General features: G+C 62.3%; 10 protein-coding genes and 1 tRNA gene. 8 read left to right on the forward strand and 3 right to left on the reverse strand.

Going from position 1 to position 15,646, the window contains the following annotated elements:
• The first annotated feature begins 23 nt into the window (after window positions 1-23).
• From ACTS1Z_RS08480 to ACTS1Z_RS08490, 3 genes are all read left to right on the forward strand, one after another.
• Entirely contained in the window at window positions 24-290 is a 267-nt protein-coding gene (locus tag ACTS1Z_RS08480; RefSeq protein ID WP_442624017.1) for an FAD assembly factor SdhE, read from the forward strand.
• Entirely contained in the window at window positions 287-3,745 is a 3,459-nt protein-coding gene (gene mfd / locus ACTS1Z_RS08485; protein WP_442624018.1) for a transcription-repair coupling factor, read from the forward strand. Before ACTS1Z_RS08480 ends, mfd begins: the two co-directional genes overlap by 4 nt.
• 93 nt (window positions 3,746-3,838) lie before the next feature.
• Complete coding sequence (locus tag ACTS1Z_RS08490) at window positions 3,839-4,846, forward strand: aspartyl protease family protein (protein WP_442624019.1); 1,008 nt, start codon at window positions 3,839-3,841, stop codon at window positions 4,844-4,846.
• Here the strand turns inward: ACTS1Z_RS08490 and ACTS1Z_RS08495 are convergent.
• Window positions 4,826-6,805: a putative bifunctional diguanylate cyclase/phosphodiesterase gene (locus ACTS1Z_RS08495; protein WP_442624020.1), complete on the reverse strand. Its 1,980-nt coding sequence runs from the start codon at window positions 6,803-6,805 to the stop codon at window positions 4,826-4,828. The genes ACTS1Z_RS08490 and ACTS1Z_RS08495 overlap by 21 nt on opposite strands.
• 190 nt (window positions 6,806-6,995) lie before the next feature.
• On the opposite strand from ACTS1Z_RS08495, the gene moaA reads away from it, so the two are divergent.
• The 3 genes from moaA to ACTS1Z_RS08510 all read left to right on the forward strand — a co-directional run bounded on the left by moaA (window position 6,996) and on the right by ACTS1Z_RS08510 (window position 8,948).
• Window positions 6,996-8,015: a GTP 3',8-cyclase MoaA gene (moaA, locus tag ACTS1Z_RS08500; protein WP_442624021.1), complete on the forward strand. Its 1,020-nt coding sequence runs from the start codon at window positions 6,996-6,998 to the stop codon at window positions 8,013-8,015.
• On the forward strand, window positions 8,012-8,788 hold the full coding sequence (locus ACTS1Z_RS08505; RefSeq protein ID WP_442624022.1) for an NAD kinase: 777 nt from the start codon (window positions 8,012-8,014) through the stop codon (window positions 8,786-8,788). The genes moaA and ACTS1Z_RS08505 overlap by 4 nt, the downstream gene beginning before the upstream one ends.
• Before the next feature lie 85 nt (window positions 8,789-8,873).
• Window positions 8,874-8,948 (forward strand) — tRNA-Asn (locus ACTS1Z_RS08510).
• Here ACTS1Z_RS08510 and ACTS1Z_RS08515 read toward each other — a convergent pair.
• Together ACTS1Z_RS08515 and secA are read right to left on the reverse strand one after the other, a co-directional pair.
• On the reverse strand, window positions 8,932-10,731 hold the full coding sequence (locus tag ACTS1Z_RS08515) for a TRAFs-binding domain-containing protein (protein WP_442624023.1): 1,800 nt from the start codon (window positions 10,729-10,731) through the stop codon (window positions 8,932-8,934). The two genes, ACTS1Z_RS08510 and ACTS1Z_RS08515, sit on opposite strands and share 17 nt — an antisense overlap.
• A 34-nt stretch (window positions 10,732-10,765) precedes the next feature.
• The gene (secA, locus tag ACTS1Z_RS08520) at window positions 10,766-13,507 is read right to left on the reverse strand and encodes a preprotein translocase subunit SecA (protein ID WP_442624024.1); all 2,742 of its coding nucleotides are present in this window, start codon (window positions 13,505-13,507) and stop codon (window positions 10,766-10,768) included.
• A gap of 151 nt (window positions 13,508-13,658) precedes the next feature.
• Here secA and argJ point away from each other — a divergent pair, with 151 nt between their 5' ends.
• Both argJ and ACTS1Z_RS08530 read left to right on the forward strand, forming a co-directional pair.
• The gene (argJ, locus tag ACTS1Z_RS08525) at window positions 13,659-14,888 is read left to right on the forward strand and encodes a bifunctional glutamate N-acetyltransferase/amino-acid acetyltransferase ArgJ (protein ID WP_442624025.1); all 1,230 of its coding nucleotides are present in this window, start codon (window positions 13,659-13,661) and stop codon (window positions 14,886-14,888) included.
• The gene (locus ACTS1Z_RS08530) at window positions 14,885-15,598 is read left to right on the forward strand and encodes an inositol monophosphatase family protein (protein ID WP_442624026.1); all 714 of its coding nucleotides are present in this window, start codon (window positions 14,885-14,887) and stop codon (window positions 15,596-15,598) included. Before argJ ends, ACTS1Z_RS08530 begins: the two co-directional genes overlap by 4 nt.
• Window positions 15,599-15,646: the final 48 nt, after the last annotated feature.

The raw sequence follows: 15,646 nt of genomic DNA on the forward strand, positions 1-15,646 counted from the left end.
GGCCTTTTGCTGTTGGAGCCGATATGGATCATGCGGACCGCCTCAAACGCCTGAAGTTTCGCGCATGGCACCGCGGAACCAAAGAGGCTGACCTTCTCATCGGCGGCTTTTTCGACCGGTTTTCCGCAGACTGGAGCGACGCGGAAACCGAATGGTTCGAGCGGCTGCTCGAGATCGACGATGTTTCCATCATGGCCTGGGCCATCGGAACGGAGGCGCCGCCCGCCGACGTCGACGGCCCGATGATGCAGCGCATGCAGCAGCTGGATTACATCCCCATCGCCAAATGACCGACATTCAGCAGATTCTTGAATCCCGGGCACCGCTGACGCTCGCGGGCGCGCCGGCGGGCTTTCTGCCATCGCTGATGGCGGACCTCGCCCGCGCTGCTGCGTTCAAGGACCAGCCCGCCGTCTATATCGCCCCTGACGATACCGCGATGCGCGGTCTGGCGGACGCCGTCGGCTATTTCGCGCCCGAGATCGAAACGATAGTCTTTCCGGCCTGGGATTGCCTGCCCTACGACCGGGCGAGCCCCAGCCTGCGTATATCGGCCGAACGGCTCGCGGCGCTCCACCAGTTGCAGCGCGACAGCGACAAGCCGCGCATCATCGCGACGACGATCAACGCCGTCACGCAACGCACGCTGACGCCGTTTCGCATCCGCCAGCTCGTGACGCATCTTGCGCCCGGCGAGCGGATCGATCGCGACGATCTGACCGCGACGCTGCAGGCGAACGGCTATATCCGGGTCGAGAGCGTCGCGGATTCGGGTGAGTATGCGGTGCGCGGCGGCATCCTCGACCTGTTTCCGTCGGGAGAAAACGAGGCCTTGCGCCTCGATTTCTTCGGCGACGAGATCGACAGTATCCGGCGTTTCGATCCCAGCGATCAGCGGACCGTCGGCAAGGCCGAGAGCTTCACGCTGCTCCCGGCTTCCGAAGTTCTGCTCGACGCTGAAAACATCAAGCGCTTTCGCGGACGCTATCGCGAGCTGTTCGGTGCGACGGCAACCGGCGATCCGCTCTATCAGGCGATCAGCGAGGGTCGGCGGCTGGCCGGTCTGGAACATTGGCTACCATTGTTCGAGGGGACACTCGCAACGGTGTTCGAGCATGTCGGCGTGGATGCGCTCTACGTGCGCGACAGCGGCACGCCAGCGGCCGCCGAAGCGCGCTTCGAGTCGATCGCCGACTATCACCAGAACCGCGAAAACATGCGGACATCCGAACCGGGCAGCTATCGGCCGCTCGGCCCGGATACGCTCTACTTCGCCGAGAACGAGTGGCAGGCGGCGATTGCCGAGACACCGCTGCATCTCACCAGTCCCTATCACGAGCCGGAGAGCGAGCGCGTCGTCGATATGGATGTCGCGAGCGCCCGCGATTTCGCGCCGGAGCGCAAGACGAACGCGAACGTCTATGAAGCCGTCGTCGAGCATATCGGCGCATTGCGGAAGGACGGCAAGACGGTCGTACTCGGCAGCTACAGCCGCGGCGCGCGCGAGCGGCTCGGCGGATTACTCGAAGAGCATGGCTTGGCCGACGCCGTAATCGCAGACGACTGGCAGACGGCGCTCGGCAGCGAGGTCGCGCTATCGGTCATACCGCTCGACCATGGTTTCACGGCGCGGGACGTCGCGGTTCTCACCGAACAGGACATGCTCGGCGACCGATTGCGGCGGCGCACGCGGCGCAAGAAAGACGCCGATGCCTTTTTCAACGAACTCGCGACACTCTCGCCCGGCGATCTCGTCGTCCATAGCGAGCATGGCATCGGCAGATATGAAGGGCTGACCTCGATCCCCGTCGGCAATGCGCCGCACGATTGTGTCGCGCTTGAATATGCTGGCGGCGACAAGCTTTACGTGCCGGTCGAAAATCTCGACGTGCTCTCGCGCTACGGCGCGAATACCGATGGCGTCGGACTCGACAAGCTTGGCGGCGAAGGCTGGCAGCGGCGCAAGGCGCGGATGAAGGACCGGATCCGCGAGATCGCCGGCGATCTTATCGAAACCGCCGCCGCGCGCGCGCTGCGCAAGGCGGATATCGCCGAGCCGGACAGCAGCTATGCAAGCTTTGTCGACCGCTTCCCCTATGCCGAAACCGAGGATCAGGACCGCGCTATCGAGCAGGTCATCGCCGATCTCGGCAAGGGCACGCCGATGGACCGGCTCGTATGCGGCGATGTCGGCTTCGGCAAGACGGAGGTGGCGTTACGCGCCGCTTATGTCGCGGCAATGGCAGGTATGCAGGTTGCGCTCGTTTGCCCCACCACCCTGCTCGCGCGACAACATTATACCAACTTCACGGAGCGCTTCTCCGGCTTTCCCATGAAAATCGGCCGCCTTTCCCGGCTCGTGCCCAACAGTGAGGCCAAGGCGACGCGCGAGGGCGTCGCGGACGGTTCGATCGATATAGTGATCGGGACGCACGCGCTGCTGGCCAAATCGGTCGAATTCAAACGGCTTGGTCTGGTGATCGTCGACGAAGAGCAGCATTTCGGCGTCGTGCACAAGGAGCGGCTCAAGGCTCTCAAGTCCGACGTACATGTGCTCACGCTCACTGCGACGCCGATCCCGCGCACGCTGCAGATGGCGATGTCGGGCCTGCGCGAACTTTCCGTCATCCAGACGCCGCCGATCGATCGCTTAGCCGTACGCACCTATGTCATGCCCTGGGATCCGGTTGTGCTGCGCGAGGCGCTGTTGCGCGAACATTATCGCGGCGGGCAGAGCTTCTTCGTAGCGCCGCGCATCGCCGACCTTCCCGATCTCGAGGAATTTCTGCGCGAGGAGATCCCGGAAATCAGCTTCATTACCGCACATGGCCAGATGCCTCCGACGACCGTCGAGGAGCGGATGAGCGCTTTCTATGACAAGAAATATGATGTCCTGCTCTCGACGACGATCGTGGAGAGCGGTCTCGATATCCCGTCCGCCAACACGCTTATCGTGCACCGGGCCAACCAGTTCGGCCTCGCCCAACTCTATCAGCTGCGTGGACGCGTGGGGCGCTCCAAAGAACGCGCTTACGCGTATCTGACGACACCGGCCAACCGTGTCGTCACCGAGGCAGCGGAAAAGCGGCTCGGCGTGCTCTCCGATCTCGAATCGCTGGGCGCCGGGTTCCAGCTCGCAAGCCACGATCTCGATCAGCGCGGCGCGGGCAATCTGCTTGGCGACGAACAGTCCGGCCATATCAAGGAGGTCGGCTTCGAGCTGTACCAGTCGATGCTCGAAGACGCGATCGTGGCCGCCAAGGCCGGCGATATCGGATTGGAAGACGACAAACGCGATTTCTCGCCCCAGATTACCGTCGACGCGCCGATCCTCATCCCGGACGATTATGTCCCCGATCTCGACCTGCGCATGGGCCTGTACCGGCGCATGAACGCTCTGGAAAATCGCCAGGAGGTCGAGTCCTTCGCCGCGGAACTGATCGACCGGTTCGGCGACATTCCAGCGCCGACCGCGAACCTGCTGAAGGTGATCGAAACAAAGCTTAATGCGAAGAAGGCCCATGTCGCGAAGATCGACGTCGGCCCGCGCGGCGCGCTGGTGAGCTTTTTCAAGGACAGTTTCCCCAACCCGGCGGGGCTGATCGACTATGTCGAACGGCTCAGGGGCACGGCCAAGCTGCGCCCCGACCACAAGCTCGTCATCACGCGCAACTGGGGCGATCCTCAGGCGCGGCTGAACGGCGCGCTTCAGCTCTCCAAGGGGCTGGCCAAGGCCGCGAATTGAGCACAGCCGGGAAATCTCGAAGAAAGCACTGATCATCGGATTTGGTACTCTCCGTACCATGGTATATACTCGCATTCGGAAAAGGAGAGAGCGATGAAAAAGGCCCTGATCGGTTTCGCCTGTATGGCCGCCGCCGCTACCGGGGTCGCCGTCAGTTCGACGCCGGAAATACCGCCGTCGGACTCTGAAACCATCGAATCCGAAAATACGGTCGATAATCGCGTCACTATTCCGGTAAGCGTCGACGGTCAGGGACCGTTCGACTTCATCGTCGATACCGGCGCCGAACGCACGGTGATTTCACGCGAACTTGCGGAGACACTCGAGCTTCATGCGAGCGAGGATGTCTGGCTGACCACGATCCTGAACGTCGAGCAGGTGCCGACCGTTATCATCCCCCGGCTCGGTGCTGGCCGCCGCACGGTCGATGAGATCCAGGCGCCCGCCCTGGCGCGCACCGATCTTGGCGCGGCCGGCGTGCTCGGCATCGACGCGCTGGAAGACCAGCAGGTACTATTCGATTTCGAACAGGATCTGATGACGTTCAGCGAGGCGCAGATCGAGGAGAGCGACTGGTCCGAAGGCGATGTTATCGTGGTGCGTGCGCGGCAACGGTCGGGGAGGCTCGTTCTTGCGCGGGCGAATGTCGAAGGTACCCGCATCCATGCGATCGTTGATACGGGATCTGCGGTGACAATCGGCAATAATGCGCTCCGCGAGCGGCTGATCCGCCGCGGCCGCATGGACCCGAACCAGTTTTTCACCATTACGTCCGTGACCGGATCGACGATGGACATCAATTATGCGTTCGTGGACGAACTGCGGATCGGCAGTGTGCGGCTCAATAATTTGCCGATAGCCTTTGCCGATACTGAGCTTTTCCGGCAACTCGACCTGCTCGACCGGCCCGCTGTTTTGCTCGGGATGAACGCTTTGCGCGTATTCGACCGCGTCCTGATCGATTTTGCCAACCGGCGGCTGCGGCTGCAACTGCCCACAGGTGGCCCCTCCGATACCCCGCTGCTTGCGCAGATTGTCGACGACACACCTTCGTCCGCCGAATATGCCGCCACCGGCGCGTCACGGCCGATTGGCGACTAGCGCAACCAATTCTTCGGACGACAGTGGCGGCGCGCACAGAAATCCCTGGTATAGCTCGCACCCCTGTTCGGCGAGCAATTCCAGCTGCTCGTGCGTTTCTACCCCTTCGGCGATAACCGAAAGGCCTAGCGACCGCGCCATTTCGATCACGCCGGTCACGACGATCCTGTCGCGCGAACTGCCCGCGATATCCTGGCTCAGCCGGCGATCGATTTTCAGATAGTCGAGCGGGAGGGATTTGAGATAGGCGAGACTCGAATAGCCCGTACCGAAATCGTCGATGGCCACGCGGAAGCCCTCCGCCCTCAGCCTGGCGAGCCGATCTCCTGCCACGCCCAGATCCTCGATCAAACCGCTTTCCGTCACTTCGGCCGTAACCCGCTCGCGATCGAAACCCGAAGCCTCGACCATATCGACGAACCGGTCGACGAAATCGGCTTCGGCCATGTCGGATGCCGTGACGTTGACCGACAGCCGCAAACTGCCGAGCGCATCGGCCCATGACGCCGCCATCTGCACGGCCTTTGCCTGCACATGCCGGGACAATTCCGTGACATAGTCCGACCGTTCGGCGGCCGCGAACAGGGCCACCGCCCCGAGCTCGCCAAATTGCGGATGCCGCCAGCGCGCGAGCGCCTCAACCCCGGTAATCGCGCCGGATGTGACCGAAACCTGTGGCTGGAAAAGGATATCGATCTCGTCCCGGTCGAGCGCGAGACGCAGATCGATCTCAAGCCGACTGTCATGCGCTGCGGCGACCCGCTCCTCTTCCCCGAAAATCTGGATCGCGTCGGCATCGCTATCGCGCGCCTCGGCCAGCGCCACGCTCGCGCGGCGCATGACAGCCGCCGAATCCGCATCGTCGGCGCTGTCCGTAACGATTCCGCACCGCGTCTTGAGCCGAATGACCTGACCGTCGGTGATAAAGGGCTGCTCAATAACGCTGACGAGTTGGCGGGCGGCGAATTCGGCATCTTCCACCGACACGTCCGGCGCGAGCCCGACCGCAAATTCGGCGCCGGCAAGCCGCGCGACAAGCTTCTTCGCGACCGGCATATCCAGAACGAGCCTTTCGATCCGCCGTGCCATGCCCTTGAGCGCCGCATCGCCGATCGCGCTGCCATAGGCCTGATTGATACGCTCGAAACGGTGCAGCGAAATGAGGAGCAGCGCGAAGCCGCCCGAATTCGCAGCGAGCTGGCGATCGATCCAGCGATACGCACCGCGGACGTCGCGCACGCCCGTCAGATAGTCATGTTCGGCAATTGCCGGGTCATTCGCCTCTTCGTCGGGCAGTTCGACCAAGCCGCGAACCTCTCCGGTCGCCTCGTCCAGTGTCAGATGATGTACCATACGCTGACCCGCCATGCCCGGCATGTCATGCGCGAAGGCGGTTGGTTCGGACGTTTCGGAAAGCCGTTCAAGCGTTCGCTCGCCTTCCGCAGCAGCGCTATCGCCCAGTAGCGCGGCGAAATCGGCCCATGGCATTCCTGTTCCTGCCTTCGGCGACAGACCGAGGAGGTGGGACAGCGCCGGATCGAGTTCCACACGGTCGGCGGTGCGATCGAACCGCCACCCCAGCGTCTCCGTTCCGGCGCCAGGCGAGTGCCCTGCCTGCCGGAAGCGGCCGCCGAGCCGAACCGTAAACCGATCTGCGAAGCGCAGTGCCTGGATCAGTTCCTGCTCGCCGAAAGGACTGGCCAGATAATGCGTGGCGCCCGCAGCGAAGACGGAATCGACGCGCCCGATATCGGTCTTGGAGATCAGCACAACCAGCGCCGCCGCATTCGCTTCCACGGTTTCCGCAAGCGCTGTGACCGCTTCCAGCCCGTCATCGAATGCACCTCGCGCATCGACAAGCGCGATGCGCGACCCCGATAGAATGAACCGCCGCTCGGCCTTTTCCAGGCGTCGCGCGGCAATCGGAGTCCAGCCTGCGCGCTCGACGATCGCCGCCATTTCGTTCCGTTGTCGAAACGAAATCAGGAATAACGGATTTCCGGTCGAGGATGCAAAAGTCGATATGGTTCCGGCTCCGCTACGCGAACGGTCTGGCGCTTGCCGCCGATACTGTAGTCCGCATCGTCCCTCGCGCAACGATCCGATCCACACTTGCTCCCGCATCGGCCCCGCCTTAGGGCTTGAACCCATGGCTCTCGATGCGACTACTGAGGCTGCACCGCTTACCGACACGTTCGGTCGGCGGATCACTTATTTGCGCATATCGGTGACCGACCGGTGCGATCTCAGATGCCGCTACTGCATGGCGGAAAAGATGGAATTCCTGCCGCGGAGCGAAATACTCTCGTTCGAGGAAATCGACACAATCGCCGAGGGCTTTGTCGAGCGCGGCGTGCGGAAGATCCGGCTTAGCGGCGGCGAGCCGCTCGTTCGAAGGGGTGTTACGCAACTCGCCGCACGGCTTGGCCGTCACCTGCAGACCGGCAAGCTCGACGAGCTCACAATGACGACGAATGCGACGCGGTTGGCCGAGCATGCCAAGGCGCTAGCCGATACGGGCATTGAGCGGGTCAATGTCAGCCTCGATACGCGCGATCCCGACATGTTCCGCTACGTAACGCGATGGGGCGAACTGGACCGAGTTTTGGAGGGTATCGCGGCGGCCAAAAAGGCTGGCCTGCGCGTGAAGATCAACATGGTGGCGCTGACCGGCCTCAACGACGGCGAAATCGTACCGATGATGCACTGGTGCGCCGATCAGGGCCATGACCTCACGCTGATCGAAACGATGCCGTTGGGCCATATCGATGACGATCGAAGCGACCGCTATCTGCCGCTCGACAGCGTCAAACGCGATTTGGAACGGCAGTTCACGCTTGTGCCGCTCGCCGAACGCACGGGCGGCCCGGCGCGCTACTGGAAAGTGGAACGGCTCGGGCTCAAGCTCGGACTGATCACCCCGCTGACGAACAATTTCTGCGACGGGTGCAACCGCGTGCGGATCACCGTTTCAGGGAAGATCTATATGTGCCTCGGGCATGACGATCATCTCGATCTCAAATCCGCGCTTCGTGACGGCGGCCGCGCTGCGCTCGACCGCGTGCTGGACGAAGCGATGATACGCAAGCCGCTGCGGCACGACTTCCGCATTGCCGCCGGCGAGACCGATCCGGCCGTCACCCGCCATATGAGCGTGACCGGCGGGTGACGATCGACGGAAAATACGCGCTCGTCGCTTCGCCGACCGACGAAGCCCAGGCTGCAGACGCGCAGTTGCGCGAGCTGCATGAGTTCGTCGATCTGAAAGATGCCGAGTGCGTCATAGCGCTCGGCGGCGACGGTTTCATGCTGCAAACGCTGCATCAAATGTTGGCGGACAACCAGATCAAACCGATTTTCGGGATGAATCTTGGCACGGTCGGTTTTCTCATGAACGAGTGGCGCCCGCATGGGCTCGAGGAGCGCCTTTCCAAGGCCAAGACCTTCTCCGTGACGCCGTTGCGCATGGACGCCGTGACAGTCGATGGCGACACGGTCACCAGCCCGGCCATCAACGAGGTCTCGTTGCTACGCGAAACGCGGCAGACGGCGAAGCTGGAGGTCACGGCAGGCGAGAATGTGGTGATCGAGGAGCTGGTCTGCGACGGCGTGATCGTCGCGACGCCCGCCGGCTCGACGGCCTATAACCTTTCGGCACGCGGACCGATATTGCCAATGGGTTCGAACCTTCTGGCGCTGACGCCGATCAGCCCGTTCCGCCCACGGCGTTGGCGCGGCGCAATCCTGCCGGACAAGACCCGCATCGCCTTTCGCGTGCTCGAGCCGCTCAAACGCCCGGTCAGTGCGGTCGCGGACCAACGCGAGGTGCGCGATGTGGCGACCGTGGAGGTGCGGTTGGACACCAGCCTTACCCTCTCGCTGATGTTCGATCCCGAACATGCGCTCGACGAGCGAATCGCGCGCGAACAATTCATTGCCTGAGACGCTTGCATCGTCCCATAAAGCGTTGCTATAGGCGCGCGTCTGCCGGATGAACCACAGGTCGTTCGGCAGGTTTCAAGGGCATTCCCCGGTAGCTCAGCGGTAGAGCAATCGGCTGTTAACCGATCGGTCGTCTGTTCGAATCAGACCCGGGGAGCCACTTGTTCTTCCAGAACGTCGTCGCGCCGATCCAGCTTGTACATCGCGAGCGCGCCATAGCCTTTCGCAAGCTGCACCTGGCCGACATATTGGCAGGCGAAAAGCTGCTCCGTCTGCACCGCAAGCATCGCCGCAAACGCTTCCGTCACATAGACTTCGCCGGTCGGCGTGACCGGTTCGATCCGCGCGGTTCGCGTGACTTCCGTCCCGAAAAACGTCTCGCGCTGCATTACGGCGTCGAAGGCGCGATAGATCGGGCCATGGTGCACGCCGACCCGCATCCCGCAATGCGCGCCGGCGCAATCGCGCAATTCCTGCGGCAGATCGCCAAGCCGTTGCTGGAGTTCGAGCGCGATGCTTGCCGCATGCTCCGGCTCGGTGACCACGGCGTAGAGCGCGTCGCCCCAACTGTTCCGATACAGGATCTTGTCGGCATGCTCGTCGAGTACGCGTCCCATACGCCCAAGCACAGTGCGGTTGAACAGTGGCAATATGCTTTCATTGAGGCTCGAAAAACCGGCGAAATCGGCGAAGATCAAAGAGAAGGCGCCGCGCGAGACCTCTTCGGAGACGGCGATATCCGGCGGGGGATGCAGGTTGCGGTTAATCGGCCCGGGATCGATAATCTTCACCCGCTGGCCAAAACTCTGCCATTTCTCGACGTCGCGCAGGGTGCCGGCCGCCTTTTTCTCGGAATCCTTCTGTAAGACCGCCAGTTGCACGGCTTCGGTGTGGAGATGCCGCGCCCGCATGCGCGCAAGCCCCATCGCGATATGCGAGCCATAAGTGAAAAGTTTGGGATCGCCGATATATTCCGAGTCGGTGGCGAAGCTCTCGCGCTTGGCCTGTTCGCGGCAGCGATTGAACCGATCGAGCCATCCGGGGCCGCCTGGTAACACGGATTGGGCGATGAAATCCTCATCGTCGAACGGAAAGACCAGATTGAGCTCGCAGCCGCGATTCAACGCTTCCTCCGCGATCATGATGTCGGCGCCACAGGCGAGCGCACCATAGGCGAAATCGGGCCGGATTTCGTCGAAAGCCTCCGATATATCGCGCGCCAGCCGCGCCTCCGCCGCCGCATCCTCGACGAACATGTGACCCGAATAATAGAGCACCGGGGCCGGGCGGAGCAGATCGAGCAAAGGCGCGACCGCCTCTTCGCGCTCCGGCACGATACGCTGGATAAGGCGCATCTGCCGCAGTGTGGATACACTCTGGCCCGCCTGCACGCCTTCGAGATCGGCCACCTGCCTCATCGCCTTCAATGCCGCGAGCCCGTCGTCGAGGACGATATGCGCTTCGGCCGCGGTCACGATGGCGTAATAGCCATCCGGTTCCGCGATTTCGGGATGTGCGAGAATCTCGCGCGCGAGGGCCTTAGCCTCTTGTTCGTTTCCGGCAAGCAGGGCCATCGTCGCCGCGTTGATCCCCGGGAAATAGTCCCGCGTCTCGTCATAAAGTGCGCGATAGGCCTGGCTGGATTCCGCGAAGAGGCGCGCCTGCTCCCGACCAGGCGTGCGTAGCGCGAGCTCTTTCTTGAGGCGGCCGTCGAGCGCGCGGATATCGCTATCCTGCTCGTCGCCGAGACCTGCCGATTCGTAAAGTTCGGCGGCACGTTCGGTTTCGCCCATGTCGGCGAGCGCCAGCGCGGCGAAATAGTCGAGCTTGGGATGCGCAAGGCCTTCCGCCTTGGCAGTCATCGCGATGTCGTAAGCGGCCAGAAAATCGCCATTGGTGCGCGCCTCGCGCGCCAGAACGAGCGGATGGGCGGCGGCGTCCATATTCAGCCGCCCGTCATCCGCACAGGATCGCGGCCTATTTCAGCGCCCCATGGCAATGTTTGAACTTGCGACCAGAGCCGCACGGGCATGGTGCATTGCGGCTGACCTTGCCCTGCCATTCGTCCGGATTCCCGGCGGAGAGTTCGTCAAGGCGCGGCGCGCCCGCCTGACGCGGCGGCAATTTCGTTTTCACCAAACCGAGATCGCCGGCGTCGATATCGGCGCTGTTGTCCTCGCCGGTCAGCGGGTCGATATGCGTCGTGATGAAGTCCGGCAGGTCGGGCAAGGGCGGCGGTTCGGCGCGTGTGAATTGCGCAAACGCCAGCGTCTTCGTCACCTGTTCGCGGATATTGACCAGCATCAGCTGAAACATCGCAAAGGCTTCGCGCTTATACTCGTCGATCGGCTTTTTCTGCGCGTAAGAACGCAGATTCACGACCTGGCGCAACGCGTCGAGCGTCGAGAGATGCTCTTTCCATTGCGTGTCCAAATTCTGCAGCAGGATGCTCTTCTCGACTTCAACCCAGTCCTTCTCGGGAATCTCGGCGGATTTCTCGGCAACCGTGCGATTGGCCAGTTCGAGCAGCCGTTCCTCAAGCAATTCAGGTTCGACTTCATCCTCTTTCATCCAGTCGTCGATCGGCGGCTGCAGGCCGAGAATATCGTCGACCGATTTCTTCAGGCCCTCAATATCCCATTGCTCGGGATAGGTGCCGTGCGGACAATGATCGGCAACGATCCCGTTCACCGTTTCCTCGCGCATATCGACGACGATATCGTCGACCTCTTCGGCGTCCATGATGTCGCCGCGCTGCTCGTAGATCACCTTGCGCTGGTCGTTCATGACATCGTCATATTCGACGACTTGCTTACGGATATCGTAGTTGCGCGCTTCGACCTTTTTCTGCGCGGTCTCGATGGCCTTTGCGACCCAGGGCGAAACGATCGCTTCGCCTTCCTCCAGATTGCTGCGCACCATCTTGGCGAACATCGTCTGCGGCCCGAAGATGCGCAGCAGATCGTCATCGAGCGACAGGTAGAAACGCGAAAGGCCCGGGTCGCCCTGGCGGCCCGAACGGCCACGCAGCTGGTTGTCGATCCGGCGGCTCTCATGGCGCTCGGTGGCGAGGACAAACAGGCCGCCCGCCGCCTTCACTTTTTCCTTTTCTTCGGCGACTTCGGCCTTGATACGCTCGATCGCGGCTTCGCGCTCCGGCCCCTCCTCCATCTCGGACAGCTCGTCTTCGATCCGGAACTCGACGTTGCCGCCCAGCTGAATGTCCGTGCCGCGGCCGGCCATGTTCGTCGCAATGGTGACGGCGCCAGTGCGGCCGGCCTGCGCGACGATATGCGCCTCACGTTCATGGTGCCGTGCGTTGAGCACGGCGTGCTCGACTTTTTCCTTGTTGAGGAATTCGGACAGCAGTTCGGATTTCTCGATCGATACCGTCCCGACCAGCACCGGCTGCCCGCGTTCGCTGGCTTCGCGGATCGCCTTGGCGATGGCCGCAAACTTGTCCATCTCGTCCTTGTAGAATTCGTCCGTATCGTCGATCCGCTGGATCGGGACATTGGTCGGGATGGTCGTCACGTTCATCTTGTAGATGTCGTAGAATTCCGGCGCTTCGGTGAGCGCTGTACCGGTCATACCCGCCAGCTTTGGATACATGCGGAAATAATTCTGGAAGGTGATCGAGGCGAGCGTCTGGTTTTCCGGCTTGATCGGCACGCCTTCCTTGGCCTCAACTGCTTGGTGCAGACCATCGGACCAGCGCCGGCCCTCCATCATGCGCCCGGTAAACTCGTCGATGATGACGATCTCGTCATTCTTGACTAGATAATCCTTGTCGCGCTTCTGCAGCGTGTTTGCCTTCAGCGCCTGCTGCAGATGATGGACGACCAGCGTATTCTCGTAATCGTAGAGATTGGCGCCTTCGAGCAGCCCCGCCTCCTCGAGCAGGCGTTCGGCTTTCTCCGTGCCGTCTTCGGTCAGCGTAACCGACCGCTGTTTCTCGTCGAGTTCGTAATCCTCCTCTTCGAGCTTCTTCACGACCGCGTCGACGCCCATATAGAGTTCGGACTTGTCCTCGGTCGGGCCGGAAATGATCAGCGGCGTGCGCGCCTCGTCGATCAGGATCGAATCCACCTCGTCGACAATCGCGAAGTTGAATGGCCGGTGGACCATCTGCGCGCGCGAGTATTTCATATTGTCGCGCAGATAATCGAAGCCGAACTCGTTGTTCGTCCCATAGGTGATATCTGCCGCATAGGCGGCGCGGCGCTGCTCCTCGGGCAGGTTCGGCACGATCACACCAACTTCCAAACCGAGGAAGCGATAGACCTGGCCCATCCATTCCGCGTCGCGCCGGGCCAGATAGTCGTTGACGGTCACGACATGGACGCCCTTGCCTTCCAGCGCATTCAGATAGGTCGGCAGCGTCGCAACCAGCGTCTTACCCTCGCCCGTCGCCATCTCGGCGATCTCGCCGCGATGGAGGACGATACCGCCCAGCATCTGTACGTCGTAATGCCGCTGGCCCAGCGTCCGCATCGCTGCTTCGCGCACCGTCGCAAAAGCTTCCGGCAGGATATCGTCGAGCGTTTCGCCGGCGGCGAGGCGATCCTTCAGCTTCGGCGTCTGCGCCCTGAGCTGCTCATCGTCGAGTGCCTGGACATCAGGCTCCAGAGCGTTGATCTGCGCGACGATCTTGTCGAGTTTCTTGAGGTACCGGTCGTTGCTCGATCCGAATATCGATTTGGCAATGCCGCCAAACATGGGCGTTCCTGACGTTTGATGTGCTGGGAAGGCCGCGAAAAACGGCGCGAAATCCCCGAAAAACCTAGGCGCGCGATGTAGGGATCGGGGGGAGGATAGTCAATTGGAGGATGAACCGGTAAGGCGGGCCGAAACTCTCGGATAAACCGCCATGGACATCGCCAAATCACCGCTCGCACCGGCCGAATTTCCGGCGCTGTCAGCTATCAAAGGGCTGACCGTTCGCGTCGCCCGAGCGCAGTACAAGAATTGGGACCGCTGCGACCTGACTTTCGTCGAATTGGGTTCAGACACCGCCGTCGCGGGCGTCACCACCCAGTCGCGCTGCCCCTCCCCCGAAGTCGAATGGTGCCGGGATGCGCTCTCGCATGGCTCTGCACGCGCACTGGTCGTCAATGCCGGCAATGCCAATGCCTTTACCGGCAATCGCGGGCGCGCAGCAGTGGAAGCGATTGCGGCCAAGGTGTCCGGGCATCTCGGTTGCGAGCCGCACGAGGTGTTCATCGCCTCGACCGGCGTAATCGGCGAACCGCTGCCCATCGCCAAGGCGGAAGCGGGGCTTGAGGCCGCGTTTGCGGCCAATGAAGCAAGCTGGCAGGATGCGGCAAGTGCGATCGGCACAACCGATACATTCCCCAAGGGCGCAACAGCCAGCGCCGTAATCGGCGACACCACGGTGCGGATCAGCGGCATCGTCAAAGGATCGGGCATGATCGCACCCGATATGGCGACGATGCTCGGCTTCATCTTCACCGACGCCGCTATCGATGTCGACGTGCTGCAAGACATGCTGAACCGCGCCGTCGCCAAGACGTTCAACTGCATCACAGTCGATAGTGACACCTCCACATCCGATACCGTTTTGCTCTTCGCCACCGGCGCGGCTGGAAATGCGCCGCTAACAACGACCGACGATGCCGGCGCCGACGCCTTCATGGCGGCGCTCGAGACCGTCTGTCTGGACCTCGCCCAACTTGTCGTGCGCGATGGCGAGGGCGCAACAAAGTTCATCGAAATCCGCGTTAGCGGCGCCGAGAGCGATGCGAGTGCACGGCGCCTCGCGCTGTCCGTCGCCAATTCACCGCTCGTGAAAACGGCTATCGCCGGAGAGGACGCCAATTGGGGCCGGATCGTCATGGCCGTCGGCAAGGCGGGCGAACCGGCCGATCGGGACCTGCTCTCGATCCGCTTCGGCGCGACGCAAGTCGCGGAAAATGGATTGGCCGTGGAGGGCTATGACGAAGCGCCGGTCGCCGCGCATCTCAAGGGCGAAGACATAGAAATCGGCGTCGATCTGGGTATCGGTAACGGGCGCGCGACGGTTTGGACGTGCGATCTCACCCATGGCTATATCTCGATCAACGCGGATTACCGCACATGAGTCCGATCCTCGCCGAGCAGGTCACCATGCTGATGCGCTCGGTCGCGAAAGATATCGTGTTGCCGCGTTTTCAGCAGCTGGCGAGCGAAGATATTTCGGAAAAAGCGCCCGGAGATCTCGTCACCATCGTCGATCATGAAAGCGAGGAGCGTATCGCGGAGGGCCTGAGCAAGTTGCTGCCGGACGCGCGGATTGTCGGCGAGGAAGGCGCGGCGGAAGACCCGGCGTTGCTCGACGCGCTGGATCAAGGCGCAGTCTGGCTTATCGATCCGCTCGACGGGACCGCGAATTTCGCGGAGGGAAAGCTGCCCTTTGCGATAATGATCGCCCTGATCTTGGATGGTAAGGCTCAGGCGGGCTGGATCTTCGATCCGGTAACGCCGCGCATCTGCTATGCCGGGCGCCGCCATGGGGCCTATCTCAATGGAGAGCGGATCTCCGCGCAGACGGGTCCGCACCCACTACCGCGCGCCGCCCTGGGCCTGCATTTCATGAGCGAAGAACGGCAAGATGCGTTCGCGGCGCGTGCCGACGGTAAACTGGAGATCGTTCCGATACCGCGCTGCGCAGGCGAACAATATCCGCGCGTCGTACTGGGGCAAAACGACGTGGCTTTGTTCGCCAAGTCCTATCCCTATGACCATGCTGCCGGAGCGCTGTTTCTCGACGAAGCGGGCGGCAGGACGGCATGGCCGGATGGCGACGCCTGATCCAGCGCCGTTACCGCCTGAGTCGGAGTTGCCGCCGTTGGCGGAGAT

The sequence above is a fragment of the Parasphingopyxis sp. genome (assembly GCF_052168295.1).
Lineage (GTDB): Bacteria > Pseudomonadota > Alphaproteobacteria > Sphingomonadales > Sphingomonadaceae > Parasphingopyxis.